A 26,244-nucleotide genomic window follows, 5' to 3' on the forward strand; every position below is an offset into this window, starting at 1 on the left:
CTATGGTACATTTTTTATTTCTTTGTATTATAATATTTAGACTGTTTACCGCTGAAAATACCCTTACTTATGGAAGATCAACTCAATTGTATCTACAGGGTCATTAATTTTATGGAGAAAAATTATGATCAGCCGGTTTCTGTAAAGGATCTGGAAGAGATTTCAAATTATTCTTACCGAAATATCCAACGTATTTTCAAGTACAGTTGCGGAGAAACCATAGGTGCTTTTCAGCAGAGACTAAAAGTGGAAAACGCCTATAAACTAATCCTTTACACCCAGGAAAGCCTTACATCTATCGCCGTTGAAGTAGGATTTGCCAATATAGCTTCCTTTTCCAAAGCTTTTAAACAACATTTTGGGATGTCCCCTAAAACCGCAAAATTAAGTAAAGAACAGCTGCTTTGCGGTCATGAAATGATCCCGGTGTTATCAGAAGTCTTATTAGAACCTGAAATGGTGTATCTTAAACCCATACAGGTGTTTTATCAAAGTACAAAAACCTATTATAATAATGAAGAAATTGAAGTGTTGTGGGAAAAATTCATCCACAATGAATTTCCTGTTTCCGGCACAGAATATTTTGGCGTTATAGCAGATGAACCATTGATCAGAACGGAAATCAACTGCCGGTACGATGCCTGTTCTACGATACAGTCTAATAATACAAAGCTACCCTCAAAAACTATATTGGGAGGAAAATATGTCCGTTTTACCCACAAAGGCAGCTATGACACAATTGATGAAACGTATACAAAAATTTATTCCCGCTGGATTTTTAGTTCCGGACTTGAATTTTCACATACCCCCATTATAGAAAAATATGAAAGACATGCAAAATATGCAGACCAAACTGAAGAGCAGCTGACTTATATTTTGCTGCCTCTGAAGTAAGTTGTCAATTTCGGACAAGTTTGAAAATATTTCCTGATCTAATTTTGCCCTGTCAAAAACAGATCAATTATGCAAAAAAAGAAAATCATGCTTTTACTATTATCTTTAATTTTATTTTCCTGTGCTGAATCAGAACTAACTGACAATGCGGGAACAGCAGACAAAAGTACAATCCTTTACAAAATGCCTGAAGAATCAGCACCCCATGAAGGAACCTGGCTTCAATGGCCCCACGAGTATCAATATGGTGTGACCTATCGGAACCGTCTCGACCCCACCTGGGTAGCCATGACGAAAGAACTGGTACAGAGTGAAAAGGTTCATATTATTGCCTATGATAATACGGAAAAAGAACGAATTGTAGAGTTATTAAATAATGCAGGCGTTCCTTTAACCAATGTAAACTTTAAACTTTATCCTACGGACGACTTTTGGGTAAGAGACAACGGACCTATTTATGTAAAGGATAAAAACGGAAAGTTGTTTATTCAGGATTGGGGATTCAATGGCTGGGGCAACAAAGCCGAATATAATAACTGTAACCTAATCCCTTCCAGAATTTCAGCAGACACCCATATTCCTAAAGTTGACCTTAATTCGGTCATGATCAATGAAGGCGGAAGTGTTGAAATTGACGGAAACGGAGTATTAATGGCCTGTAAAAGCTCTATCCTCAATAATAACAGAAACCCTGGAATGACACAACAACAGGCAGAGGCGATATTCACCAAAAACTTAGGGGTAACTAAATTTATCTGGCTGGAAGGAAAAGCAGGACTGGATATCACAGATATGCACATTGACGGATTTGCAAGATTTGCCAACTCATCTACAATTATCACTATGAGTCCTGATGATCTTGCTTACTGGCAGGTTCCTGATGCTGATATCGACAGATTATACAATGCTACAGGACAAAACAACAGTACCTATCAGTTTGTGAAAGTGCCTCTGACTAAAAAAGATGTCATCACTACCTATGGCAAAAATGCAGGTAAAGCATCTTACATCAATTATTATATCACGAATAACCGCGTTCTGGTTCCTAATTACAATGATCCTAATGATGCAGTTGCCAACCAGATTATTCAGCGACTATATCCTGATAAAAAGGTAGTGGGCATAGATTGCCGTAACCTGTTTGCCAATGGCGGAATGGTTCATTGTGTTACGCAGCAGCAACCTCAATAAAATGATCAAAGTATAAAACCCTACCGGAATCCGGTAGGGTTTTTTATAAATCTGCAGATTGTAATGAAACTGAGGGAAATTTCACTAGAATCCTGCCTGATAAAAGAATTATCGTGTTTTTAGAATCCTAAAGCCCTAATTTTTTTTTGATGGCCTGCATTTCGGCCTCCATCTTTTTGATTTTTGTATTTTGCCGTTCTATCTCTGCCTGCTGTTCCTGAATAGCTTTGGTAAGTGCAGGCACAAGCACTGTATAATCAACAGCCCAGGCTTCTTTGCTGTCATCTTTGGGCTTATGAACAGCTTCAGGAATCTGCTTATACAGATCCTGCGCCAGGAATCCTATTCTATGCTGTGTCTTCAATGTGGGATCTACCACAGGTTTCCCGCCTTTAATCTCCTTATTGTCTGATAATTCATATTGCTTAGGCTCCAAAGCCATAACTGTACGCAACCCGTATCCGATTTCTTTAATCCGGGTTTTCAAACGCATATCCGAAGTAAGAGGTACCCCGTTTGAAAAAACAGCTCCGCCGGTGTGAATATTTCCCACACCATCAATGGTTGTTTGTGTACTGCCGTTGTAGCTGTATTTAAACCCGTCTTTGCCCAGGTAAATCTGAGTCGGCTGTAGTGGGTTCAGGGTATTGTAACCACTCAAATCAATATGTCCTTTGGTAGCGGCAATTCTGTTTCCGCCAATTCCTGATGCATCTTCAGGTCTGTTCATATTGATATCACCGAATCCGTTAATATCTACCCAGCTATCCGTGGTATTGTTATAATAATACTGAAGACCTGCGGTTCCTACTTTAACCTGTGCTGTATTATTATTTCCGGCAACCAAAAGAGGACCGGCCACATTATTGATGGTCCCCGCATTGGCACCACCATCTGTTGTTTTAGTGGAAGAATTCAGAAACATATTCAGAGCATTTCCGGCATCATTGGTAAACTGCAAAAGAGTACCGGCACTCGCCCCGTTATTGGCATTACTGAATGCTGTAAGCCCGAATCCGTTCACATTACTTCTGAAATATAAAGCTTTATCCAGATAATCAATCGCTGTATTTTGTGAGAGTATTCCCCCCAATCTCACATCATTGCCCACTATACCGAGACCATTACTCGCTGTTATACCAGTCGTGGCTGATGAAATATCCCAGGTAGAAACAGCTCCTGTAAGACCGGTACTGATCAGCTGCAGACTCTGATTGGGTGCTATAGTCGTTGTCGTATTTCCATTAATGGTTTCAGAAGGAGACGGATTTACGGTAATACTAAAAGCAGTGTTATTTTTGATGGTATACATACGGCCTTTGAAATTACCTGTTCCCGATATAGCAGCCGGTAAAGTAAAAGCTGCGTTTGCCGTTCCGTTATAAGCAATATAAAAATCTGCGGAAGTCATTGCATAGGTCGTTGAAGTCACAGCGGTGTATTTTGCTGCGAAGGACCCGTTAACATCCAGCGTTGAACCTGGCTGAGCCGTATTGATCCCCACACTTTGTGCAGCAGTAATCCCATAGGAAAGTAACGCCGCAGCTACTGATAATGTAGTCAATTTTTTAAACCTCATGATCGAATTATATAGTTTTAAATGAATGTATATTTCTCACGCCCGATCTCTGAAAATACAACTGAAAATCTTCAGCAGATCAGGAAGTATATTGTGTAATGATACCCCAATATTTTATGTACATAATAATATTGAAGGGCTATAACAGCCTTATAAATATTCTACACTTTCTGTACTCCTGAACATTTGAAATGGAAAAGAAATCTTGTTTTTTTTTGCATGATGAAGCGTTTTATCAATACAAAACTAGACGTTCCCGAAATCCTGAAGAAAAAAAACAGGTAATAATTTTTCCACGTCTTGTAGAAAAATTATTACATATTTATAGAGAAAACAAATAGTAAATTTATCTGTTGTACAGATCACAGCATCTCTGAAAAAGAAAAACAGGAAATCTTTCTCATCTCTGTTGATCAACTCATTTGCTGAGCCTTTATAAGAAAATAAAAACCTGCTATATTTCGATAGCAGGTTCAAAAATGGTGGTTCAAATACGAAAAAATATTCTTCGATAACAAAAGTAATAATTTTCACTTAACACTGAGAATTAGCACTATAGAATAATATACCATGGAATTATCAAACTTTTACTACCTTAAAAATAAAAACCTGCTACATTTCTATCGCAGGTTGATTAAATTCATGTAAAAAAAAAATATTATATCCTATTTTGATAGGTACTTGTATTCCATTACATCCCTTCTGGGTAGTATCTATAAAATAATCTAATCCATCTGCAGTTTAAATATACTTTCAAGCTGCTTCCGGTTGGCAGAAGCTGGAATATTTTTCATAAGATTATTTCGCAGCCATACTCCCAAACGGTTATCTACATGCGCCAGGCGGCCCACAATACGACTGCTGCTTACGACCTGTAATGCCTTAGGCATGCGTATTGCTTCATATTGTTGAAAGGCAGTCTGTATATCTTGTTCTTTGGCGAGAAGCTTTCCAAGTACATAAGCATCTTCTATGGCCTGACATGCGCCTTGTCCTAAATTAGGTGTTGTAGCATGCGCAGCGTCCCCTACAAGACATACCTGCTCTTGCTGCCAGCAATCAATAGGCTTAAGATCGGCAATATTGCTGGTAAAAATAGCACTATCCCCGCATTGAGAAACTATCGACTGAATATCCGAGTGAAAATCCCTGAAGCTTTTCGTTAAATCTTTTTCCTTGGCATTCTCATTCACTAATGCATACCAATAGACTTTATTCGGGCCTATCTTTACAAAACCAAAGCGTTTTCCTTTTCCCCAAGCTTCATTAAGCTCATGATGATATGCTGCAGGCAAATCCATTTCACTAACTCCACGCCAACATGTTTGCTTAGCATCACGGAGACTGCTTGTAGGAAACAGTTGCTTGCGTACTACAGAATGTATACCATCCGCTCCAATTAGCCACCGTGCCGTATTTATAGAACCGTCTTCAAAATAAAGATGATAATCGTCTTCTTTTTCTATTCTTAGCAGCCGTTTTGATAAACTTATATGCTCGTTACCTAATGCTTTTACCAATAACTGCTGCAACACTCCACGATGGATAGCCGTATTACAAACCTTATATTGCTTTTCAAAATCTTTCAGGTCAACCCCTGATAGGACGTTAAGATCACTATCTGTAATTTTCATTGCAGATATACGGTTACCTGCCTTTTCAACCTGTTGATCAAGGCCTAAGGATTTAAAGACCTGCATGGCATTATTCGCCATAATGATTCCTGCTCCAACAGGTTTTATTTCTGTTGCTCCCTCATAGATATGGACTGCATATCCCTGCTGTCTGAGCGTTAGTGCCGTTACCAGTCCACCGATACCAGCTCCTATAATTGTGATTGTTTCTTTCGTAACATGCTGTTTTGATACCACAAATATAGAGGCCCCTATTCTCCAAAAACGTTCACTAAAGTTAATATTTAATTCTAACGCATAAGCCTTTTGCGGATCCGGCTTAGCGATTGAGGCTGAATACCGAGATAGCTTGCTATGTACTTCTGAGGAAACTTCAAAACAATTTCCGGATAATTCTCTATCAGTTTGAGATACCTGTTTTCCGGTGTAAAATATAATAATTCTTCAATCCGGTGCTTGGCAGCAAGATATACAACCTCTGTCATCCGCCGCCCAAATAGCTGCCAGTATTCATCACTATGAGTAAGTTCCATCCAGTTTTTACGTGATATCAGGGCAACATATGATTTTTCTAAAGCTTGGATACTGAGTTTAGCCTTCTCCTGTAAAAGAAAACTTTCAAAATCTGTGAATCCCATATCTTCCAGCCTGTTATGAAAATGAAAAAGAAAATTGATCTCATTACCTTCTTCATTGACGTAAAAAGTACGAAGCGTCCCATTAATGACAAATCCAATAAACTGACAAAACTCATCCTGCTGAATTAAAAATTCTTTTCGTTTCAGCTCTCTGAACTCTAATAATTCATAAAAAGTATCTATTCGAAACGCATCCACAGCAAGTGCCTGAGCTAATGTTTTTTTAAAGGTATTATGATCAATCATGATAAATCAAGAAGCTTATAAGAATCTTTCTCAAATATACATATCCAGAACTACGCTGCCAAAAAGATCAATCAAATCAGAGCCCTTATCTTACAATCGATCCAATCATTATAAATTATTGTAAGATTGCATTATTACACTTCTTAACGCCATCAAAAAAGAACAATAAAATTAAAACTATTTCCAGCCTGACAGCCCCATTTCGTTATTTTTTTGATTTTGTTTCAAATAAAAAAACGTCCTAAGACCTCCACATCGGAAAGCTCGAACACTTTTCTATATTACATCAAAACAATGTAACAAACTGAAAGTCAAAGAATATAGAATACAAAAAAAGGAGACGTTATATTTTATAACGTCTCCCTTGGCGGAGAGTGAGGGATTCGAACCCCCGGACCTGTTACAGTCAACAGTTTTCAAGACTGCCGCAATCGACCACTCTGCCAACTCTCCCTAAACTCCGATTATATCGTTGTTTTCAGTGGTGCAAATATAGAACGATTTTTAATTTCTGCAAAACTTTTAGAGAACAAATTTTAACAAAAATTAATAATGAACTAGAAATCAAGGGAATTATTTTTCACGCTCTATTAAAAAGCGGATACAAACAAGTCAGATCTGCCATTAACAAAGAGATTTTCCTCCAAAGCCTATGATCAATCCGACTGTTTAAAAGTCTTATTATTAAGAAAATGAAACTTTACTCCCCTGCCGGTTCAAACAATTCGATCTTATTTCCTTCCGGATCCATGATGTGTACAAATTTTCCATATTCGTAGGTAGCCACCTCATCAAGAATAGTAACTCCTTCTTTTTTCAATTCTTCTACCAAAGCTTCAATATTTTCCACGTGATAATTGATCATAAAATCTTTTTCCGAAGGCTCAAAATATTGAGTAGATTCTTTAAAAGGGCTCCACAGGGTATATCCCTTTTTATCGGTTCCGGCATCTTTCCAGTCGAATTTCGCTCCGTAAGGGCTGGTTTCTACACCAAGATGCGTTTTGTACCAGTCGTTTACCTGTTCAGGATCTTTACATTTAAAGAAAATTCCACCGATGGCTGTTACTTTTTTCATTTTTTATTCGTTTTGTTCAGTTTATAGATAATAGAGTACAAATTTACATTTTCTTTGCAGCTCCACAAATACACCAATATACTAATTATATATTTCACTAATTTAACTGAATATTTCACATTAATATCAATTTATAGTTGGAAAATCTCAAAGACACAAATACCAATAAAAAAAATGGTCTTAAGGCGCAAAGGATTTTATCTGCGATAAAATTGGATACTACTTTTAATGGCTACTCATGCACGAATACATTCTTAATGTGGCCTGTTTTAAAACGGTATAAAGACGTCCTTTGAAAGATATAATTTGTATATATCATAAAATGCATGATTTAAAATTTGTGCATTAGCGGCAAAAACAGAGTGGACCACAGCTCATAAAAAAAGCGCACCCTAGGGCACGCTTTGTATTATTTTAAAACTAAATATTAGTGTAATTCAGCTAAGTATTTTTCTGCATCCATTGCAGCCATACATCCGCTTCCAGCAGCTGTAATAGCCTGTCTGTAGATATGGTCCTGTACGTCTCCGGCAGCAAATACACCCGGAAGATTGGTTCTTGAAGAACCCTTTTCAGTTAAGATATATCCGTTTTCATCAAGATCAACCTGCCCCACGAAGATATCCGTATTCGGTTTGTGGCCGATAGCGATGAAAATACCTTCCACATCTATTGTAGATGTTTCCTGGGTCTGGTTATTGATCACCACAGCTCTTTCCACTAAGCTGTTTTCTCCTTCAATAGCGATCAGCTCATGGTGAAATTTAACTTCAATATTAGGTGTATTTTCCACTCTGTGAACCATTGCTTTCGAAGCTCTGAACACATCTTTTCTCACCAATAACGTTACCTTTCTGCATAATTTTGCAAGATAAGTAGCTTCTTCTGCAGCCGTATCTCCTGCTCCTACTACCACAACATCTTTCCCTCTGTAGAAAAATCCGTCACAGGTTGCACAAGCTGAAACGCCACCCCCTGCATATTTTTTCTCGTCTTCAAGGCCTAAATATTTTGCGGTAGCTCCCGTAGAAATAATAACGGTTTTAGCTAAAATCTCTTTATTTCCGGCATATAGTTTATGAACACCACCCACTTCCTGGGAAAACTCAGCTTTAGTGATCATTTCATAATGAACTTTGGTATCAAATCTTTCTGCCTGTTTTTGCAGATCCATCATCATTTCAGGACCTGTAATCCCCGCCGGATACCCTGGAAAGTTATCAACTTCCGTAGTTGTAGTTAATTGTCCGCCTGGCTCCAAACCTGTATACAATTCAGGTTTTAAGTCTGCTCTTGCTGCATAAATAGCAGCTGTGAAACCAGAAGGTCCAGATCCTACGATCACACAATCTAAAATGTTTTGCTCCATAATTTACTTGTTCGAAAAAGATTTAATTAAATTAAGACTGCTAATTTCGGAATTTTTAACGTCTTTTTAAAGTTATTTTAATGATACTTGTCAATAACAGATATGTGAATTCTCAATGGAGAATCTGGCATTGCAGGGTAAGCATCAGAGGCTGACAACTTACAACTTTTCAGCAGCACCTGTTTATCTGCTTCTTAGACTTTCATCTTAATTTTGTCTACATTGATAATCTTGTAAACCAATTCCTTAATCAGCTCTGCTTCTCCCATATTTACTGCACCCAGCCCTTTCCCTTTCATATCAAATTCCCGTAAAATGGAAATGACTCTTGTAGCGTGTTTCAGGGGATATAATCTGGCACTTTCCGCATAATCTTTAACAAAATACGGGTTTACGCCCATTTGTGATGCGATTGTTTGGGGAGACTGGCCTGCCATCGTCTGATAGATAATAACATTTGAAAAATAGTTGTACAGGCTAGCCAGCAACATAACAAAAGGGTTATTTTTAGGATTCTTACCCATATAATGAGCTATTTTAAAAGCAGCACTGGCATTTTTTGTTCCTAAGGCCTTCTGAAGTTCAAAAACGTTATATTCTTTACTGATCCCGATATGATTTTCAACAATGGTACCATCCAGAACCTCTCCATCTTTAAGAATAATTGTAAGCTTATTTAATTCGTTAGCAATTCTTGAAAGATCATTTCCAAGGTATTCTGCCAAAAGATGAGAAATATTAGGAGCTGTTTTAATACTCAGTTTGATGCATTCATCGGCAATCCATTTCGGAAGATTATTTTCCTTTACAGATTCGCTCAGAAACAAAGCATTTTTCTTATCCAAAGCTTTGGCAGCTTTTTTTCTGCTGTCCAGTTTTTTATGCTTATGGGCAAAAACCAATACCGTGGAAGGCACCGGATTTTCCACATACATTTCCAGAATTCTGTTTTCCTCTTCATTGAATTTAAGATCCTGTGCTTCTTTAACAATAATCACCTGTTTATCTCCCATCATCGGAAACTGTCTTGCCAGAGAAAGAACTTCCTGATATGAAGTATCTTTCCCGTAAGTAACCGTTTGGTTGAAGGCTTTTTCATCCTCTTCCAAAAAGTTGTGTTCAAGAGCTTTTACGGCAACATCAATAAAGTAGGCTTCTTCTCCGTGGAAAAAATAAATAGGTAAAACTTCTTTATTTTTAATATTTTTGAGGATTAAATCTAATTCTTTCATCTTAATAATGGAACTTCCAAAACTGAATTTTCAGGAAACTTTTGATTTTAAATTCAAGAAAGACAAAGATAAGTTTTTTATTTATGATTTGGTTCGTAAAACTTATCTTCTGCTCACTCCTGAAGAATGGGTCAGACAACATTGGGTGCACTATTATCTCACGGTAAAATCCTATTCTGCATCAGCTTTGATCACTGAAAAAAAAATCGTATTAAACGGTTTAACAAAAAGAATCGACCTTCTGGTGACCGAAAAAACAGAACCTGTAATCCTCATCGAATGCAAGGCTCCCCATATCAAATTAACGGAAAAAACTTTTGAACAGACAGCCCGATACAACTCAATCATCGGAGCAAAGGAAATTATTCTGACCAATGGCCTTCAGCATATTAATGCCTATTATAAGGATGGGCAGTACCACTTTTACAGACCAGACTAAAGACAAAGAAATGAGTGTCTAAAATGTATTGAAAAATGAACACTATGGTATGCTTTTGGGTATTATATCATTAGTTTTAAAATACAGTTTTAGTTATGAAAAAGTTATTAATTGTGGCAGCCTTAGGTATATTCACATTAGGCTTTTCACAAAATTATTACAATGATTACAGAGGAAGTATTTCCTCTATCAACTGGGGAGATGTAGCCATTTTTCTTGGCTTAAACAACAACCAGGTACATCAGTTGAATATATTGAATAATCGTTATCCCGATTACAATTCCTGGAACCGTATGTATGGTAAAGCACCCAACAGATGGTATACAGACCGATATTATGCCATGGAAAAAATCATGACTGCCGAACAGTACAAAAGATTTTATGCTCGTTATTATCACGGACAAAACCCAAGATTAAAATATGATAACGATTACAGAAGACACTTTGACAGACCACAAGATCGTCACGACAGAAGGTTTAATGACCGCCACGATGATCATCACGACGGACATCATGGATAAAACTAAAAATATAAACCGAAAGATCTCTTTCGGTTTTTTATTTGACTATTTTTAATCTGCAAAAAATTACCCTTTAATAAAAAAAATACAGCAGCAGACAACTTCTCAGGATAAAAATTACCTAATTTTAAAGTATAAATAATTAAGATGAAAATAAAGAACATTATATTCGATTTCGGAGGGGTTTTAATGGACTGGAATCCCAGGTATTTCTTCAAAGAATATTTCAATGATGATCAAAAAATGGAATATTTCCTTGAAAACATTGCCCAGTCTGAATGGAACGACGAACAGGATAAAGGACGAAGTCTTGCAGAAGGCACTGATATCCAGATTAGAAAATTCCCGGAATGGGAAAAAGAAATAAGAGCTTATTATGATAACTGGGCCGTGATGCTGAAAAGTGATATCCCACAGAATGTAGAGGTCCTTAGAAAGCTTAAAAATACAGACTATCACTTATTCGGACTCACCAACTGGTCTGCTGAAACATTTCCTTATGCACTAGAAAATTATGATTTCTTCCAGCTATTTGATGGTAAAATTGTGGTTTCAGGAACGGAAAAACTGATTAAACCTGATCCGAAAATCTGGCATGTATTACTGGAAAGGTATCATATTCAGGCGAATGAATCTGTTTTTATTGATGATAATCCAAAGAATATCGAGATGGCAAAGTCTTTAGGATTTCATACCATTCAGGTACAAACCAATACGAATTTAACAGAAGAACTCGATCAATTAGGTGTGAAAATCTAATATTTTTTCACTTATAATAATATTCTATAAATCCTCAATTAGTAATTGAGGATTTTTTTCATTTAGAAAGATTCATTATTAAATATTCTCAATCATGAATTAATCAACGAAAAAAAGCAAGATCCAAAACAATTCAAAATACACAAAATCAACGTATTACATTTCAAAAAACATTAATAATACGATTATTTTTTTTACATTCGTTTCTGCAAAATTTAAATAATTCACAATATGAGAAAAAAAATATGCAGGGCCGCAAGCATAGGCGCCCTGTCGTTCGGTACATTTGTTTCGGCTCAGCATCATTTTAATCTGGCTCTTGATGCAGGGGTTACCTCCAGCAGCCTGCATGCTGATCTTTCCAATCAGATAGAATCAAGGTATAAAAGCCGTATCGGTTTGGGCATTAATCTGTCCGGAGAATACATGATCTGGAAATCCCTTTTTGCATCCGTAGGGCTGGGCTTCCAGCAAAAGAACTATGAATATCAGAGAACAGGAAACTATGCGGGCTGGTATAGCAGGTACACGAACAATTTCTTAACAGCACCACTAATGATAGGAGCCTACCTCCTCAACAACCCTCACGAAACGCAGGGAGTATGGCTGAAAGCAGCAGGCGGAATGTACTCGGAATACTGGCTGTCGAGAAAAATCAGTGGCAGATACCCTGTTTTTAATGAACTTCAGGAAGACGGCAGTTTTAATTACACAGAAGTATCGGATACTTACGATTTCAAAGCCAATGAAAATCAGCTTAACCGCTGGGGGTACGGTATCATAGGAAAAGCCCAGATAGGCTACTCTTTCAAAAAATTTGATGTATACGGTTCCTATACTTATCTGCATGGAATTTCCGATATCAATAAAGATAATCAGGATGAAAGCCGAAAAGAATCGCTCCGCTCCCATATGTTCTCTGTAGGAGCATCATATAAATTTAATTAAAACATATACCGATGAAAAAGAATCTAATTCGTTTAAGCCTGTTATTTTTTGTTGCAGCAGGAACATTGAGTTCATGCGTTGAAGATTTTCCCACAACCACTGATGCATCGCGATATACTGCCAGTGATATACAGTCCTATGCCGACCTTTTTAAAGTATTCTGGAATGTGATGGAACAACGTTACAATTACTTTTATGAACAGAAAAGACAGGACGGAAAAGACTGGAATACCATCTATAAAGAATATTATCCAAAGTTTGAAGCACTGAAAACCTACAGGTCTGCTTCCCAAGCTCCCGTCTTGGTAAAGGAAGACTATGAAAAGGCCAAACAATATTTTACAGAAATTATCAATCCTATTATTGACCGGCATTTTATTGTAGGCATTGCAATGCCTATCACTGCTCAAGATTACGATACATTTCATGGAGGAATGAATAATCCTGCTCCCTCTTATTATGATTTTAATGATAAGTATGGCTATATGAAAGACAGGCTGGATCATAAGCTGAGTAATAGCTATCCTATTAAAGATGAAGAGCCGCTTACCTATCTGGCAGGAAACCTGAAAGTTAATCCGGATATTTATTATTTTACTTATAATCAATTTACGCTGTCTTCTACTGTTAAGCTTAGCTTAGCTGATAAGTATCTTAGTCCTGATCCGGGCAATGGACTTCTTTTAAGTGTAACTGATATTGATACTTCTGCAAACCTGAATGCCATTAAAGATATTTCCGTTCGAAAAAAACTAAGAGATTTCACGGTAAATATTCTCAATCAGTGGAATACTTTTCTCGGTTCTCCTGATATAAAAACCTTTAACCAGCAGGTTAAAACATTTAACGAAACCGAGGTGATGTCTGATTCACTGATAACGCTGGCCCAGAAGCTATTGAATCAATCCAAAAACCTGGTCAATTATAATGATGCTTCAACCTATGCCTCCGTATGGAGCAATGAAACTATTCCTTACATTCTGTGGTTTGCACAACAAATGGATATTCAGATAGAATCAGGATATCAATTGTCTCAGTTTCAGAATGCCACCCAAAAAATTACTACCAATGGTTCTCTTTACAAATCCTTCTTTAATCCGTTGCACAAAGGAGATATTAAAAAGCTGATTATAGATCTGAGAGGAAATGGCGGGGGTGCTATTGTAGATACCCGTTTTTTTGTGGATCGTTTTATTACCCGGAAAACAACAGCCTTTTACCAGAGAACCAAGGAAGGAACCGGACTGTATAACTACACTCCATGGGTTCCGGTACAGACCCAGCTTCATCCCTTTGGCATTCCTAACAATATTCCCATTGTGATTCTAACGGATAAAGGAAGTGCCAGTATGTCTGAAATGTCAACACTGATGTTAAAAAGCCAGGGATCTCAGGTCATTTCTATCGGAGATTACAGTATAGGAGCAACCGCCGGCCTCGATCCTAATCCCAATGATTTCAATGGAGGCGCCTACTTTCAAGACGTTGCAGGCGGATTACTTCGATTCAAGATGCCTACCATGGCTTCCAAAGATCTTAACGGCAATGTTATCGAAGGTATTGGTATAAAACCTGACATTTATGTAACCCCTCCTACCCAGGCAGAAATACAGCAGATGAAATACAGTCCTGCCACATTCGCAGACCGCGTTATGCAGGAAGCCGTAAAATATCTTTCTTCAAAATAAGAAGAAAATTTTTCAGTATGAGCATATCTTATATTTCAATAGCCATTTAAAACAATAATCCTCATCCTATTTTATATTTTATTAATTTAGATGAGGATTTTTCTTTGCTATTAACTCAATTACAGAATATAATGATACGTTCAATCTTATTAACTACTTTCATGATGGTTTCAGGAACATTTTTCAGTCAGAAACTCAAACCCGTTTCCTATCCGGACGGCTCACAGAAACTTAGCGGCTTAGTCACCTCCAATGCAGGAAAAAAACTTCCGGGTGTTCTCATCCTTCCGGCCTGGAAGGGAATTGATGAAGAAGCTAAAACGGCGGCCATTGAGCTTGAGAAGCAGGGGTATATTGCTTTTATTGCAGACATCTACGGTGAAGGAAAGATACCGGCTGATAATGAAGCTGCTGCGAAGAGCTCAGGATATTATAAAAAGAATTATGCAGAATATCAAAAAAGAATTTCGCTGGCTTTAGAACAACTGAAAAAAAACGGAGCAATTGCTGATAAAACAGCAGTCATTGGCTATTGTTTCGGAGGTACGGGAGCTTTAGAAGCTGCAAGAGGGAACTTACCTGTGGCAGGTGTTGTTTCTATTCACGGAAGTCTGGCAAAAGATCAGACCCGTAAAAGTGAAAAATTAAACGCTAAAATTCTGATTGAAAATCCGGCAGATGACAAGAGCGTAACTCCTGATGATTACAGCAACCTCATCAAAGAAATGAATGATGGAAATGCAGACTGGCAGATGATTACCTATGCGCATTCCAAGCATACATTTACCGATCCGAAATCACCGGATTATAATGAAGTGATGGCTAAAAGAGCCTGGAACCACACGCTGATGTTTCTGAAGGAGATTCTGAAATAGTTGTATCACAACAATTGATAGTCTGACAATATCCCCATAATTCCGTGATGAACAAGCACTGGCGCATTGTCAGACTATTACCTCAGACTGATTATTGTTGAGCTTCCAGTTCCACCTTATATTCTTTCGGAGAATATTTAGTAAGAGATCCTGTAGCAGCATCGATCCCGACACCGATAGCCCCTCCAAAAAGGATATTTAGCAAGGTTACCGCATTAAAATTTTTCGTCAGCTTCACTTCTTTATTGTTAAAACCTTCTTTTTCAAAACTAACGGTTTGTTTGCTTAATGATCTTGGAATTTTTACGGTACAGGGTGTTGTACATTTCTCAATTCCTTTGTGAAATACTGTAGCTCCTTCAGGAGTTGAGGAAAAGGATATCGAATCCTGAGTACCTGTAAACATGCTTGCACATGAAGTTGTAGAAAGTCCGATACCTAATAATAATACAACTGATAGATTGTTCTTCATATATTCTTAAGACTTATTTTTTTTAAGCCCGCGAACTTACAAAATAAATTCAGATAAAAAAGAACAAACCTTCCGGATCATTATAAAAATAAAGCTTTTTCATAAAAAATGCCTCAGGACACTGCCCGAGACATTTGTCTTTTAAAAATATCGCCGTTTAATCTTTCAATACAATCAGCCATTCAAAAACCTGTATTGGGCCATAATACCCGTGTATTGCTAAACGGAAACAGTATTATATTTCTTCCCTGTTTACCAGTTCCATAGAAAAAGCAGGAAGGCAAATAGCAAGATATTCACAAGGTTCAGAAAACGGATTACTGTAGCGAATTCTTGCTCCTTTTTCAATAAGGATGCTTTGCCCTTTTTCCAGTACTACAATTTCACCGTCAATTTCAAATTGTTTTTTCCCGGAAATAATATAGGTAAACTCGTCAAATTCGGGAGTCTGATGAGGTTCACTCCAATCCGGAGGAGCCACCATATGAGCAATGGAAACATTAGCATTTCCTGTAGAATTCCCCCAGTGTTCTTCGATGAGTTTTCCGTCTGTAGTAGGTACTACAAAGGGGGATTCCTGGATTTTATATTTTTTCATATCCAATTTTCTTTTTTAATTTCATAGACAAAATTGGTTCTTGTAGGTTCCGCAAAATAAGCGACTTCCTCTTCTGCGATTTCTACCCCGCCAAGTCTTTCTAATGCCTTTTGTGAACGGAAATTTTCTTTCCCGATATGGAAATGAACTTTATCTACATATCGGAAGATATAATCAAGCATCAGTTTTTTTACCTGCGGATTGATTCCCTTACCCCATGATTTTGTTCCGTAAAAAGTATAGCCGATGAAAATATGATGATCATTTTCATCAAAATTATAGTAACGGGTACTTCCCAATACATTTCCGGTAGCTTTTTCAATAATTTTAAAAGCTCCTCCGCTCTCCATAGCTCCCTGAAAGAATTTTTCAAATACGTCTCTCTGGTAACGATCTTTGTTGGGATGCTGCTCCCACACCTTCGGGTCGGAAGCTACTTCATATAAAGATTCAAAATCCCCTTGCTGTAAGGGGATTAACTGAAATTCTTCATTCTCTAAAACCGGCTGAACAGAAAAATTCATTCTTAGCCTTTTTTATTTGAGTCTGATTCTATTTTCTGGATTTCTTTCAACTTATCAGAAATCTTGATTACGGTATCTAATTTCGCTGGTTTCAACGGAATTTCAGCCTGATTCATATCCCATTTGATCACAAGATTCCCTGTGTTTTCATCTGTTGGATTCAAAGTAATTTCAAACCATTCCTGCTTGTCAGCCAATTTATTCACTGGCACTGTAACATCTACTACATCCTGTTTCGGGTCGTAAGTATAAGCACCCCACTGTTGGAAATCTTTATTCAAAATTACTTTCCATTCTTTTTCAGTAGGAACAATGAATAACCCGTACGTTCCTGCCGGAACATTTTTACCACCAAAATTAACGGTCTGTCCAAATGTAATTTTTGTAGATGAGTTAGCTCCCGCTCTCCAAACCTGTCCGTAAGGAACAAGCTCTCCGAAAATTTTACGCCCTTTTACTCCCGGTCTTCCGTAGTCGATGGAAATTTTAGACATTGAAAACTGCTGTTCTACCTTCTGACGCGGGCTTACTGCAGGAACAGAATAGTCCTGAGCAAAACTGAACGCTGAAACTGAAATACAAAGTGCAACTAATAACTTTTTCACGTGTAAATTTTTCCCTAAAATTACGAAAATCAAAACAAAATCACTTTCTCTAATTCCAATAATTTTTGTTTTCTCCAGATTCCTCCGCCGTACCCTGTAAGCTGCCCGTTACTGCCAATCACACGGTGACAGGGAATAATAATAGAGATCTTATTTAAACCATTAGCATGAGCTACAGCCCTTACAGACTTAGGATTCCCTAACCTATCAGCCTGCTCCTGATAGCTTCTTGTTCTACCGTAAGGAATTTCCTGCAGGATCTTCCAGACTTCCTTCTGAAAAGCCGTTCCTACAGGAGAAAGTGGAACGGTAAATACTGTTCTTCTGCCTTCAAAATATGCTGAGAGCTCTTTTTCCAGCGTTATGAAATGAGGGTTTTCTCCCTGTACAATATTAGCATTAAAATGTTTCGAAATTCCTTTCAGTTCTGTAGGCAATGCTTTCCGGTCAGAAAACTCCAGCAGGCAGATTCCGTGTTCATCTGCACATGCCACCATAGTTCCAAGCATTGTTTCAATTCTTTTAAGATCAATGATCTTCTCCGTTTTATTATTTTTAGGGGATACCCCGAAAATATTTTTAAAACTCTCATTGAAGCCACTGAGACTTTCATATCCTGTATCAAAGGCTACCCCGGTGACAGATTCTCCTTGCTGAAGCTTCTTAAATGCTGTATTAAGCTTGGACATTCTCTGAAAAGCGTGAAAAGTAATTCCATGATGTTTCAGAAACCATCTGCGAACGGTAGCCGGCTCCAGACCTCTTTTTACAAGATCGTAATCTTTAAGTTTCAGTGACGGTTCTTCAGAAATTTCCCGCAGCAATTCTTTGATAAGCGGAGGTGTTGCATGAAGATTTTCCAAAGGTTTACAGACTTTACAGGGGCGGTATCCTTTCAGTATTGCTTCTTTTGTATTGGAAAAAAACTCTACATTTTCAAACTTAGGTTTTCGGGCCGTACAGGTTGGGCGACAGAATATTCCGGTCGTTTTTACTCCCATCCAGAATATACCTTCAAAAGAAACATCTTTGGTATAAGATGCTTCGTACATTATTTTTTCTGTAAGTTTCATGTATTAAGCAAAAAGAGCTGAAAAGCTTTTATGATCCATAATTTTTTTATTTATTATCTCCAGTTCCCTATAAATATGCCTGTTTAAAAAAGCACCTGACGTAATTCTTTTAACTCCCAGAGACTGAAGGGTTTTAAAATCAGGAAGGTCAGGAAGGCACATTACATTAACGGGAATAGCCGTGGCATTCACTATGGTCTTAATATCATTTTCAGCAGTCATTCCCGGCACAAAAATACCATCTGCCCCTAATTTTTCGAATAATTCAACTCTCTTCAGGGTTTCTTCCAGTGCATTTTCAAGTCCCAACAAAAAAGGGTCAGTTCTTATATTGATAAATACTTCACTTCGCTTTTCCTTTAGTCTCAAAAAGATATCTTCCATTGTATCCGCAAAAAGATTTCTATCCAGAAGCTTTCTTTCTCCCTCTGCTACATACGTATCTTCCAGATTAATTCCTACAATACCCGTTTTCTGAAGTTTCAGAATATTGGATGTAATGATATCGTTTGTATGGCCATACCCTGATTCAAGATCTACGGATAAGGGGATTGAAACGGATTCTCTGATTCTTTTAATGATATAAAAATATTCGTCGAAGCTCATCTGCTCTCCGTCTTCATATCCCAGGCTGAGCGCCACGGCAGAACTTGAAGTTGCCAATGCCTTGTACCCTGATTTCTCTAAGGCTTTTGCACTTTGCACATTCCATACATTACCTAATAATAAAGGTTCTTTACCCTGATGTAATTTTTTAAAACTGATCATTATTTTTTTATTCAAAGGTAGGAATAGAGTGAATGAGCCTGCAACCGGAAAATGAACATGTATTTTTTCATCCTGTTCTTACAACAGAATTGCACCTTCTAATTCCAATAGTTTTTGTTTTCTCCAAATTCCGCCTGCATACCCCACCAGTTCCCCCTTGGAACCGATTACTCTGTGACAGGGGATCAGGATTGCAATTTTATTAATCCCATTGGCTGTTCCTACTGCGCGTATGGCTTTAGGATTTCCTAAAAACTCGGATTGTTGTTTATAAGTCCTTGTTTCACCTATCGGAATCTCCCTTAGCAGCTGCCAAACTTTTTCCTGAAATTCAGTTCCTGTTGTAAATAAAGGTACATTAAACCGGCTTCTTTTTCCATCAAAATATTCTTTCAGCTCCTCCTCAAGCTGTTTAAAAAGGAAGTGCTCTTTTTGTACCACTTCCGCTTTCAGAGATTTTGACAGGGATGTAAGTTGTTTTTCAACATTTTTCCGGTCTGTAAATTCCAACAGGCAGATTCCCTGATCTACCGCACAGACAATCATTTCTCCAAGCGGAGTTTCTATGTTCTTTTGATATATGATTTCCATCAGATTAAAATTAGTATTTTTTTAGAATTTTCTAAACCGAAAAATAATTTTATTCATCATTTGGATTTAATAAGTGCACTTATTGTATTTGTGCTTACAAAAATAAATATCATGTGGAAAAAATCGTATTCAGTAATCACAAAAGAAATTACTAAAGAACAAATCTGGAAATTAACGACAGATATTGATCATTGGAAAGACTGGGATGACAGCGTTGAATATTCAAAATTACTGGGAGAATTTAAGATTGGTGAGTATTTTATTCTGAAACCTAAAGGAGCTCCCAAAGTAAAAATTAAGCTTATTGACATTATAAGGAATCAAAAATTCACTGATTTAACTTCATTTCCTTTAGCAAAAATGTATGGTGAACATCTATATGAAGAAACAAAAGATGGTTTAAAAATTACAGTCACAATGAGCGTTAAAGGGTTATTATCTAAAGTATGGATCAAACTGGTGGCAGATGATATTGTAAAAAAACTACCGGAAGATATTGAGTGTCAAATCAAAAATGCCAAACTGATATGGTAAAATACTGGATGGCATCTGTATCTAAAGAGCATACAGAACATGGTGTTAATGGGGGTTTCATACAGGTCTGTCATGGTAAGAAAGCACCGTTACAAAGAATGAAAAAGGGTGATTTTATTATCATCTACTCATCCAGAATAAAGATGAGCAGTACTGAAAAGTTACAGCATTTTACTGCCATCGGAAAAGTAACTGATGATGAAACCTATTCTTTTCAAATGACGGAAACTTTTATTCCATTCAGGAGAAATATAGAATTTTATAATTGTCAGGAATCTTCAATTATCCCATTGATTGATCAGCTTGATTTCATTGCGGATAAAAAATTCTGGGGCTATCCTTTCCGGTACGGACATTTTGAAATTTCTGAAAAAGATTTTAATTTAATTGCTTCAAAAATGCTTCAAAAATGAGTTCAAAAGATAATACATTTAGTGTAGAGAAAGCTGAAGACAGCAGTGGCTTCTTATTATGGCAGGTGACCAATCTCTGGCAAAGGGAAATAAAAAAAATACTATTGCCTTTTGACTTAACCCATTCTCAGTTTGTCATCTTAGCCAGTATACACTGGCTGACTATTCAGAAAGCGGACGTCACTCAGATTATCCTTTCCCATCATACGAAAATTGATCCGATGACGACCTCACAGGTAGTAAGAACTCTGCAAAAGAAAGAGCTTATCAGCAGACAGGAGCACAAAACCGATACCAGAGCCAAAACGATTGAAATAACGGAAAAAGGGAAAAAAACAATAAAAAAAGCTGTTATTGCTGTCGAAAAATTTGATCAGGATTTTTTTGCACTCTTACAAACGTCACAGAATACTTTTAATCAAAATCTGCAGATTTTATTAAAAAATCAAATCCATTAACAGGCAGGAAAAAACAAAACCATAAGCTCCTTTGAGTTTATGGTTTTGATGATTTTATGTAACTTATTATTCCGGATTACCTGTTCTTTGGATAAAGCCGGCTTTTAAGATTGATAAAATAGTTTTCTGCATTTTTAAAATCATTGCTTTTCATAAACTTAATGACTACATTCAGATAGGTTTCCGAAGGGTTAAATCCGACACCCAGCTTTTCTGAAAATAGGTTATATTCTTTTTCCAGCAGCTGAGGTTCTTTTGCCAGTTGTTTTATATTTGTTCTGAAGCCTTTATATACAAATTTCAGCGCCTCGTAGTTAGCAGGATAAGAGACTGTACCGTGAACTTCCCCTTCAAAGAAACGATGTTTATAATTCAGTGAGCCGTTTTTCTCTACAATCTCTTTGAATTCTTCAATAGCCTGTGTCATATCGGAATTCCAGTTTTTCTGCTGTTCTTCATTATCTGCCTGGGAAACATAAAGAGAGGTATGAGCCGGAAATTTCTTATTCTTTTCCAAAAAATCTTTTGTTCTTGAAATGGTTACTTTCTGGTCCCACCATAAACTTGGATCATTGGCGACATAGGCATTAAAATAATCAGGATGGGCAAGGAAAGTATTGATTGCAAATAAACCTCCGAAAGAATGTCCTACCAGGACAGAGTAAGCCTGCGTCCTGTAGTTTTTATGGATAAAAGGCTTAAGCTCTTCCTGTAGAAACCTGGTAAAATTCTCACTTCCGCCGCTATCTGCAAAAAGAATCACATTAGGATTTACCGGACTTTTCTTCTGTGATTTCGTGGGAGTAAGATCTCTGGTACGTTCTGTATTTTTGATTCCTACCACGATGGATTCCGGAATATCTGCGTAAGGAGTTCTGGCGAGAAAATCTGCCATACCTGCATAGTACTCAAAGTTGATTTCTCCGTCTAATAAATAGATAACCGGGTATTGTGCAGGATTAATGCTCTTGTCATCATATGTTTTAGGGAGATGAATCCAGATCTCCCTGTTTTCATTTAAAATTGTTGAAAACAAAGTCAGCTTCTCTCCTATTACTACTTTATCCTGAGCTTTACCGAATGTACATGATAAAAATACGGAGAGATATAAAAATTTAAACCAGTTGTTCATAATGTTCTTTTCTATGTTGATGAATATTTTTGATTTCTTTATTTTTTTTCGGTGATTTGTTTCTTCTTCCCCACCAGATCAGGAAGCCCGTAACCGGAAGACTTGTACAGATAAGCCCTACTATGAAAGTGAATATTTTACCAAACATTCCGCCCCAATAGCCTACATGCAGATCAAAATTCATATGCTCAATTACTTCATGCATCAATACTTCTTTAGGGTAATTAATTTCATTTCCGGTATATTTATTGACTTCTTTGCTTTTCCCGTCAACAATACTTTTTAAGCCTATAAACTTAGCAGCCGTTACATTATAAACCGTTGCGGAATCCTTACGTGGCACACTCATTCTGACCTGTTTTGCCTGAGGAATTTCTTTGAAACTTCGGTTTATAAAATCATTGAATGACAATGCTTTTTTATCCGGATCATACTTTGGCTCATACTTTTCTGCAATCTTATGGGCATCAGCAATCCCGCCGAAGGTAATCTGGGTAAGATCAGCCAACACTTTATACGCCATAATCAGTCCTGTAATCGTAATAAATAAGGCAGGTAAAAGGGAATAGAAGCCGAAAACATTATGAAAGTCGTAATTCTTTCTGCGCCATTTCGTTCCTGATTTAATTGTGAATGCGGTAGTTCTTGTTGTGGTATTCCATTTTTTAGGCCACCAGAGAATCAACCCGCTGATTAGCTGGATGAAGAATATAATGGAAGCCACTCCCACTAGTGTTTTTCCAAATTTACCTGCAAGCAACTGAGCATGAATATGCGCTACCACATAGAAAAATTCGTAAGTTTTGGTAGAACCCGTTACTTTTCCAGTGTACGGATCAAGATAGTGGTAAGCGAAAACACCTCTTGGCCCGCGCCCTTTTCCTTTAGGTTTTTCTGTTTTTTCAGTATTTTCATCTTTCGGCGGTTTAGTGGCTGAAGCTACACGGAATGTTCTGTCTGCTTCTTTGTACGTATCAAAATAGAAAGCTCTCCTGTCCGGAACCTGTTGTTGAAACTTAGCTAAGAGTTCTTCAGGAGACATTTTTTTTACATGAGCCGGAACCTGAATATATCTGGCGTTTCCTGCACAAAGATCTACAATTTCGTCACAGAAGACGAAAACCGTTCCTGAAAGCGTAACGGTAAGGACAATAATGCCGGAAACAAGTCCGAGCCAGAGATGGAGCCATCCTGTAATTCTTTTGGTCAGGGATTTTCCCTGTTTTTTCCTGGGGTTAGTTTTTTTATTTTCCATATCTAAATCATAGGAGGTAACTTCTTTATTATCATTGTTGTTGGGAAGAGGCAAAGGCACAATAATGCAACATGTTATACGGTTTTTAAGGCGCAAGAAAATCTAAGATTTTCAGTAATCACTGTAAGATTTTTTATATAGCCACAAATGCACTCATAAAATAATTCGTGCATTCGTGGTAAAAAACATCATATTACATTATGTTCTGTATCTTCATTTTTTCCAACAACCGATACTCTAAGCTTGAAGCAACCTTTTATTGTTTTTACAAGGTATTAGAATTTAAATGCAAAGTTGGCCAGGAATTCTCTTGGTTTCTGAGGCTGTCCGTAGAAATTCCAATAGGTTTCATTTAGAGCATTATTCATTTTCAGACCGATTCTGTATTTTTTCTTATCATAGAAAACAGTAGCTCCCACTGTTGTATAAGCCGGCGCCAGGAAATGGTTTTTGATATTGATATATGTTTTATCTACGAAATTAAATCCTGCTCCAAAACCTATTCCTTCATAGTTTCCTCCCGTAATCTTATAGCTTGTCCATAAATTGGCTACATGTTTAGGTGACCAGGCGCTTCTTTTTCCGGCATCCGGGCTTCTGTCATCAAATTTATTATCATTGAACCCATATCCCGCAACAATATTCCAGCCTTTCACCGGATTGGCAACAAGATCTATTTCAAAACCCTGATTTTTGATATTCCCATCCTGGATATATAATCCGTCAATAGAAGGATCAGCAATCAAACGGTTTTTAATTTTCATATTATAATAGCTTACCGTAGTCAGTAATTTTTTACCTAATAAATCCAGCTTAAATCCGGCTTCGAACTGATTCCCCTGTTCAGGCTTGTATTCTATAAAAACATTTGTATTTCTCGGATCTCGTTGAGGGGCTACGTTTTTAAATCCATTCACATAATTAGCAAAGAATGAAACCTGGTCTTTAACAATTTCATAAACCAATCCGAATTTAGGAGCCAATTGAGTTTGTTTATACTCACCCTGCTTTTCGGCTCCGTTAGTGATCAGATTTTCATTCTTATAATTGTCCATTCTCAAGCTTGCCATTACCAATAGATGATCAGTAATATTCAATACATCTGATATATATACACTGAAGGTAGTCACTTTATTAATATCGAACATAGTTCCGTTTCTTGGAAGTGATTTGATAATATCACGTGAAATAGGGGCCCATGGTGATGTAGAATTTAAAATAACAACATCTTCTTCCTGTTTAGTTCCATTGGGGGCAATAATACCGTTTAAAGGATAGGGAACGAATGCAGAAGATGGATTTTTTCCTACTTGATATACCGGATATTGATTTTTGCTGGTTTGTTGGAAATAATCCAATCCTAACACCAAACGGTTTCTTAAATTACCAATTTTAAAGTCGCCAATAAAATTTTGCTGAATATTATCTGTTGTGATTTTATAATTATCAAAAGGGCGAATACTTCTGCTCACCGAATTATTGTCTTTGTAGTTTAATACCAAAAAAATAGATTCTTTTTCATTAGCCTCTCCTCTCTGATAAGATGTTCTGGAAGTCCACTGATCATTGAATTTATGGGTAACTTCAGCCATGGTCACAAAATTGGTTCTCTTCGATCCGACGTCATTACTGGTAAATGACCTGCCATGGATGGCTGCAAGGTCCTTCATGGAATGTAAGGTTAAGTTTTCGGATCTTCTCACATACGCATTAAGTGTTTTTTCCGGCGCATGAAATTCTGCATCCAAAGTTACAGTTGTTTTATCATTAACTTTATATAAAATACTCCCTGAGAAGAAGACTCCTTTGCTATATCCTGCATCCTGGAAAGAATCCTGAGAATACGCAGCTATATTGAATCTCGCTAATGCTGTTTTTTCTTTATTTAAAGGGGTATTCACATCCGCTGTGATGCGGCTCATTCCCCAGCTTCCTGTGGTATAGTTGATAATTCCGCCAAAGTTTTCCTGTGGTTTTTTAGTCACTATATTTACCACACCTCCGTAATTAGCCAGCGTTCCGCCGAATAAGGTTCCTGAAGGCCCTTTAATCACCTCTACTCTTTCGACATTTGCTATTTCTGACTGTACCCTTGGGTTTTGAATCAGCCCGTTTCTAAAACTTGCATTGGAACTGAACCCTCTGAGAAAAATATCATTTCCGCTGTCATTTACACTATTGCTTACCACTACTCCGGGAGCTGAAGCCATTGCCGTATTAAAATCCGTAGCTCCCATTTCGCTGATAATTTCCTTAGGAACAAGATTGTAAACGGTAGGATTCTCAAGGTTTTCCAGAGGAAGTCTGGCTACAGATTCGGATTTTTTGGTCCGGTAATTATGAGTTCCCTGCAGAGAGACGGACTGTATTTCAGCTACTTTAATCGTATCTGTTTCCTGTGCATTCATAATCGATACGGCTAATACAGCTGCAGAAATAATTGTTCTTTTCATTTTATAATTAAGTTTTCGTTTTACAAAATTATCTTATTTTTATTAATTCTAAATAAAAACATGATACAAATCATAAATTCCTAGAACAAAAACGGCCATAAATAAAGGGTTTCCGTACAATCGGAAACCCTTTATTTCATCTATAAATGATTTTTTTTTTACTTGTTTTTTTAATTCAGGCTTATTTTATTGCTTTGCTTATTGAATTCAAAATCTAATCTCCTCACTTTTTCATTGAACTCTGTTTCATTGAGAACCCGTTTGATCACCTTCTACA

The 26,244-nt window shown here is 37.2% G+C and carries 27 protein-coding genes and 1 tRNA gene; 11 read left to right on the forward strand and 17 right to left on the reverse strand.

What is annotated here, in order from left to right; translation table 11 throughout:
- Nucleotides 1-69 precede the first annotated feature (69 nt).
- A complete protein-coding gene (locus JO178_RS02820) occupies nucleotides 70-894 on the forward strand; it encodes an AraC family transcriptional regulator (RefSeq protein WP_291931303.1) in 825 nt (274 codons plus the stop codon).
- Nucleotides 895-963: 69 nt separating this feature from the next.
- Nucleotides 964-2,085, forward strand: coding sequence for an agmatine deiminase family protein (locus JO178_RS02825; protein WP_291931306.1), 1,122 nt, complete (start codon nucleotides 964-966; stop codon nucleotides 2,083-2,085).
- A gap of 127 nt (nucleotides 2,086-2,212) precedes the next feature.
- On the opposite strand, the gene JO178_RS02830 is transcribed toward JO178_RS02825, so the two are convergent.
- The 7 genes from JO178_RS02830 to holA all read right to left on the reverse strand — a co-directional run bounded on the left by JO178_RS02830 (nucleotide 2,213) and on the right by holA (nucleotide 9,861).
- A complete protein-coding gene (locus JO178_RS02830) occupies nucleotides 2,213-3,649 on the reverse strand; it encodes a tail fiber domain-containing protein (RefSeq protein ID WP_291931310.1) in 1,437 nt (478 codons plus the stop codon).
- A gap of 740 nt (nucleotides 3,650-4,389) precedes the next feature.
- Entirely contained in the window at nucleotides 4,390-5,535 is a 1,146-nt protein-coding gene (locus JO178_RS02835; protein WP_291931315.1) for an FAD-dependent monooxygenase, read from the reverse strand.
- 53 nt (nucleotides 5,536-5,588) lie between these two features.
- On the reverse strand, nucleotides 5,589-6,182 hold the full coding sequence (locus tag JO178_RS02840; RefSeq protein ID WP_291931324.1) for a Crp/Fnr family transcriptional regulator: 594 nt from the start codon (nucleotides 6,180-6,182) through the stop codon (nucleotides 5,589-5,591).
- 365 nt (nucleotides 6,183-6,547) lie between these two features.
- A tRNA-Ser gene (locus tag JO178_RS02845) sits at nucleotides 6,548-6,635 on the reverse strand.
- A 247-nt stretch (nucleotides 6,636-6,882) separates the two neighbouring features.
- Nucleotides 6,883-7,260, reverse strand: a complete 378-nt coding sequence (locus JO178_RS02850; protein ID WP_291931327.1) for a VOC family protein — start codon at nucleotides 7,258-7,260, stop codon at nucleotides 6,883-6,885.
- A 427-nt stretch (nucleotides 7,261-7,687) separates the two neighbouring features.
- On the reverse strand, nucleotides 7,688-8,629 hold the full coding sequence (gene trxB, locus JO178_RS02855) for a thioredoxin-disulfide reductase (RefSeq protein ID WP_291931329.1): 942 nt from the start codon (nucleotides 8,627-8,629) through the stop codon (nucleotides 7,688-7,690).
- Between the two features lie 194 nt (nucleotides 8,630-8,823).
- Nucleotides 8,824-9,861, reverse strand: a complete 1,038-nt coding sequence (gene holA / locus JO178_RS02860; RefSeq protein WP_291931332.1) for a DNA polymerase III subunit delta — start codon at nucleotides 9,859-9,861, stop codon at nucleotides 8,824-8,826.
- Between the two features lie 7 nt (nucleotides 9,862-9,868).
- On the opposite strand from holA, the gene JO178_RS02865 reads away from it, so the two are divergent.
- The 6 genes from JO178_RS02865 (at nucleotide 9,869) to JO178_RS02890 (ending at nucleotide 15,091) form a co-directional block, all read left to right on the forward strand.
- A complete protein-coding gene (locus JO178_RS02865; RefSeq protein ID WP_291931335.1) occupies nucleotides 9,869-10,300 on the forward strand; it encodes a type I restriction enzyme HsdR N-terminal domain-containing protein in 432 nt (143 codons plus the stop codon).
- Between the two features lie 95 nt (nucleotides 10,301-10,395).
- Nucleotides 10,396-10,821: a hypothetical protein gene (locus JO178_RS02870; RefSeq protein ID WP_291931338.1), complete on the forward strand. Its 426-nt coding sequence runs from the start codon at nucleotides 10,396-10,398 to the stop codon at nucleotides 10,819-10,821.
- A 147-nt stretch (nucleotides 10,822-10,968) separates the two neighbouring features.
- Nucleotides 10,969-11,580, forward strand: a complete 612-nt coding sequence (locus JO178_RS02875) for an HAD family phosphatase (protein WP_291931341.1) — start codon at nucleotides 10,969-10,971, stop codon at nucleotides 11,578-11,580.
- A gap of 231 nt (nucleotides 11,581-11,811) precedes the next feature.
- Nucleotides 11,812-12,528, forward strand: a complete 717-nt coding sequence (locus JO178_RS02880) for an outer membrane beta-barrel protein (RefSeq protein WP_291931345.1) — start codon at nucleotides 11,812-11,814, stop codon at nucleotides 12,526-12,528.
- 11 nt (nucleotides 12,529-12,539) lie between these two features.
- A complete protein-coding gene (locus tag JO178_RS02885; RefSeq protein WP_291931348.1) occupies nucleotides 12,540-14,216 on the forward strand; it encodes a S41 family peptidase in 1,677 nt (558 codons plus the stop codon).
- A gap of 131 nt (nucleotides 14,217-14,347) precedes the next feature.
- A complete protein-coding gene (locus tag JO178_RS02890; RefSeq protein WP_291931350.1) occupies nucleotides 14,348-15,091 on the forward strand; it encodes a dienelactone hydrolase family protein in 744 nt (247 codons plus the stop codon).
- A gap of 91 nt (nucleotides 15,092-15,182) precedes the next feature.
- Here JO178_RS02890 and JO178_RS02895 read toward each other — a convergent pair whose 3' ends face one another.
- The 7 genes from JO178_RS02895 to JO178_RS02930 all read right to left on the reverse strand — a co-directional run bounded on the left by JO178_RS02895 (nucleotide 15,183) and on the right by JO178_RS02930 (nucleotide 19,722).
- Nucleotides 15,183-15,563: a PEGA domain-containing protein gene (locus tag JO178_RS02895; RefSeq protein WP_291931352.1), complete on the reverse strand. Its 381-nt coding sequence runs from the start codon at nucleotides 15,561-15,563 to the stop codon at nucleotides 15,183-15,185.
- Between the two features lie 235 nt (nucleotides 15,564-15,798).
- Nucleotides 15,799-16,161: a cupin domain-containing protein gene (locus JO178_RS02900; RefSeq protein ID WP_291931355.1), complete on the reverse strand. Its 363-nt coding sequence runs from the start codon at nucleotides 16,159-16,161 to the stop codon at nucleotides 15,799-15,801.
- On the reverse strand, nucleotides 16,158-16,685 hold the full coding sequence (locus tag JO178_RS02905; RefSeq protein ID WP_291931358.1) for a GNAT family N-acetyltransferase: 528 nt from the start codon (nucleotides 16,683-16,685) through the stop codon (nucleotides 16,158-16,160). The genes JO178_RS02900 and JO178_RS02905 overlap by 4 nt, the downstream gene beginning before the upstream one ends.
- Nucleotides 16,686-16,687: 2 nt before the next feature.
- Nucleotides 16,688-17,290, reverse strand: coding sequence for a DUF2911 domain-containing protein (locus JO178_RS02910; RefSeq protein WP_291931361.1), 603 nt, complete (start codon nucleotides 17,288-17,290; stop codon nucleotides 16,688-16,690).
- A 29-nt stretch (nucleotides 17,291-17,319) separates the two neighbouring features.
- Nucleotides 17,320-18,363 (reverse strand): methylated-DNA--[protein]-cysteine S-methyltransferase, encoded by a 1,044-nt coding sequence (locus JO178_RS21490; RefSeq protein ID WP_365865701.1) that lies wholly within the window; start codon nucleotides 18,361-18,363, stop codon nucleotides 17,320-17,322.
- Between the two features lie 3 nt (nucleotides 18,364-18,366).
- Nucleotides 18,367-19,131 (reverse strand): isocitrate lyase/phosphoenolpyruvate mutase family protein, encoded by a 765-nt coding sequence (locus JO178_RS02925; protein WP_291931364.1) that lies wholly within the window; start codon nucleotides 19,129-19,131, stop codon nucleotides 18,367-18,369.
- Nucleotides 19,132-19,209: 78 nt separating this feature from the next.
- Nucleotides 19,210-19,722, reverse strand: a complete 513-nt coding sequence (locus tag JO178_RS02930; RefSeq protein ID WP_291931366.1) for a methylated-DNA--[protein]-cysteine S-methyltransferase — start codon at nucleotides 19,720-19,722, stop codon at nucleotides 19,210-19,212.
- A gap of 111 nt (nucleotides 19,723-19,833) precedes the next feature.
- On the opposite strand from JO178_RS02930, the gene JO178_RS02935 reads away from it, so the two are divergent.
- Genes JO178_RS02935 through JO178_RS02945 form a run of 3 tightly spaced genes read left to right on the forward strand, consistent with a single transcriptional unit; the run spans nucleotide 19,834 to nucleotide 21,127 of the window.
- Nucleotides 19,834-20,256, forward strand: a complete 423-nt coding sequence (locus JO178_RS02935) for a polyketide cyclase (protein WP_291931369.1) — start codon at nucleotides 19,834-19,836, stop codon at nucleotides 20,254-20,256.
- Nucleotides 20,250-20,669 carry an EVE domain-containing protein gene (locus JO178_RS02940; protein ID WP_291931371.1) on the forward strand — a complete coding sequence of 140 codons (420 nt, stop codon included), beginning with the start codon at nucleotides 20,250-20,252 and terminating at the stop codon, nucleotides 20,667-20,669. Before JO178_RS02935 ends, JO178_RS02940 begins: the two co-directional genes overlap by 7 nt.
- Nucleotides 20,666-21,127 (forward strand): MarR family transcriptional regulator, encoded by a 462-nt coding sequence (locus JO178_RS02945; protein ID WP_291931374.1) that lies wholly within the window; start codon nucleotides 20,666-20,668, stop codon nucleotides 21,125-21,127. Before JO178_RS02940 ends, JO178_RS02945 begins: the two co-directional genes overlap by 4 nt.
- 76 nt (nucleotides 21,128-21,203) lie before the next feature.
- On the opposite strand, the gene JO178_RS02950 is transcribed toward JO178_RS02945, so the two are convergent.
- The 3 genes from JO178_RS02950 to JO178_RS02960 form a co-directional block, all read right to left on the reverse strand.
- The gene (locus JO178_RS02950) at nucleotides 21,204-22,259 is read right to left on the reverse strand and encodes an alpha/beta hydrolase-fold protein (RefSeq protein WP_291931377.1); all 1,056 of its coding nucleotides are present in this window, start codon (nucleotides 22,257-22,259) and stop codon (nucleotides 21,204-21,206) included.
- A complete protein-coding gene (locus tag JO178_RS02955) occupies nucleotides 22,243-23,514 on the reverse strand; it encodes a PepSY-associated TM helix domain-containing protein (protein WP_291931380.1) in 1,272 nt (423 codons plus the stop codon). The genes JO178_RS02950 and JO178_RS02955 overlap by 17 nt, the downstream gene beginning before the upstream one ends.
- 275 nt (nucleotides 23,515-23,789) lie before the next feature.
- Nucleotides 23,790-25,967 carry a TonB-dependent siderophore receptor gene (locus JO178_RS02960; protein ID WP_291931383.1) on the reverse strand — a complete coding sequence of 726 codons (2,178 nt, stop codon included), beginning with the start codon at nucleotides 25,965-25,967 and terminating at the stop codon, nucleotides 23,790-23,792.
- Nucleotides 25,968-26,244 lie beyond the last annotated feature (277 nt).

This window comes from Chryseobacterium sp. (assembly GCF_019236175.1).
Lineage (GTDB): Bacteria > Bacteroidota > Bacteroidia > Flavobacteriales > Weeksellaceae > Chryseobacterium.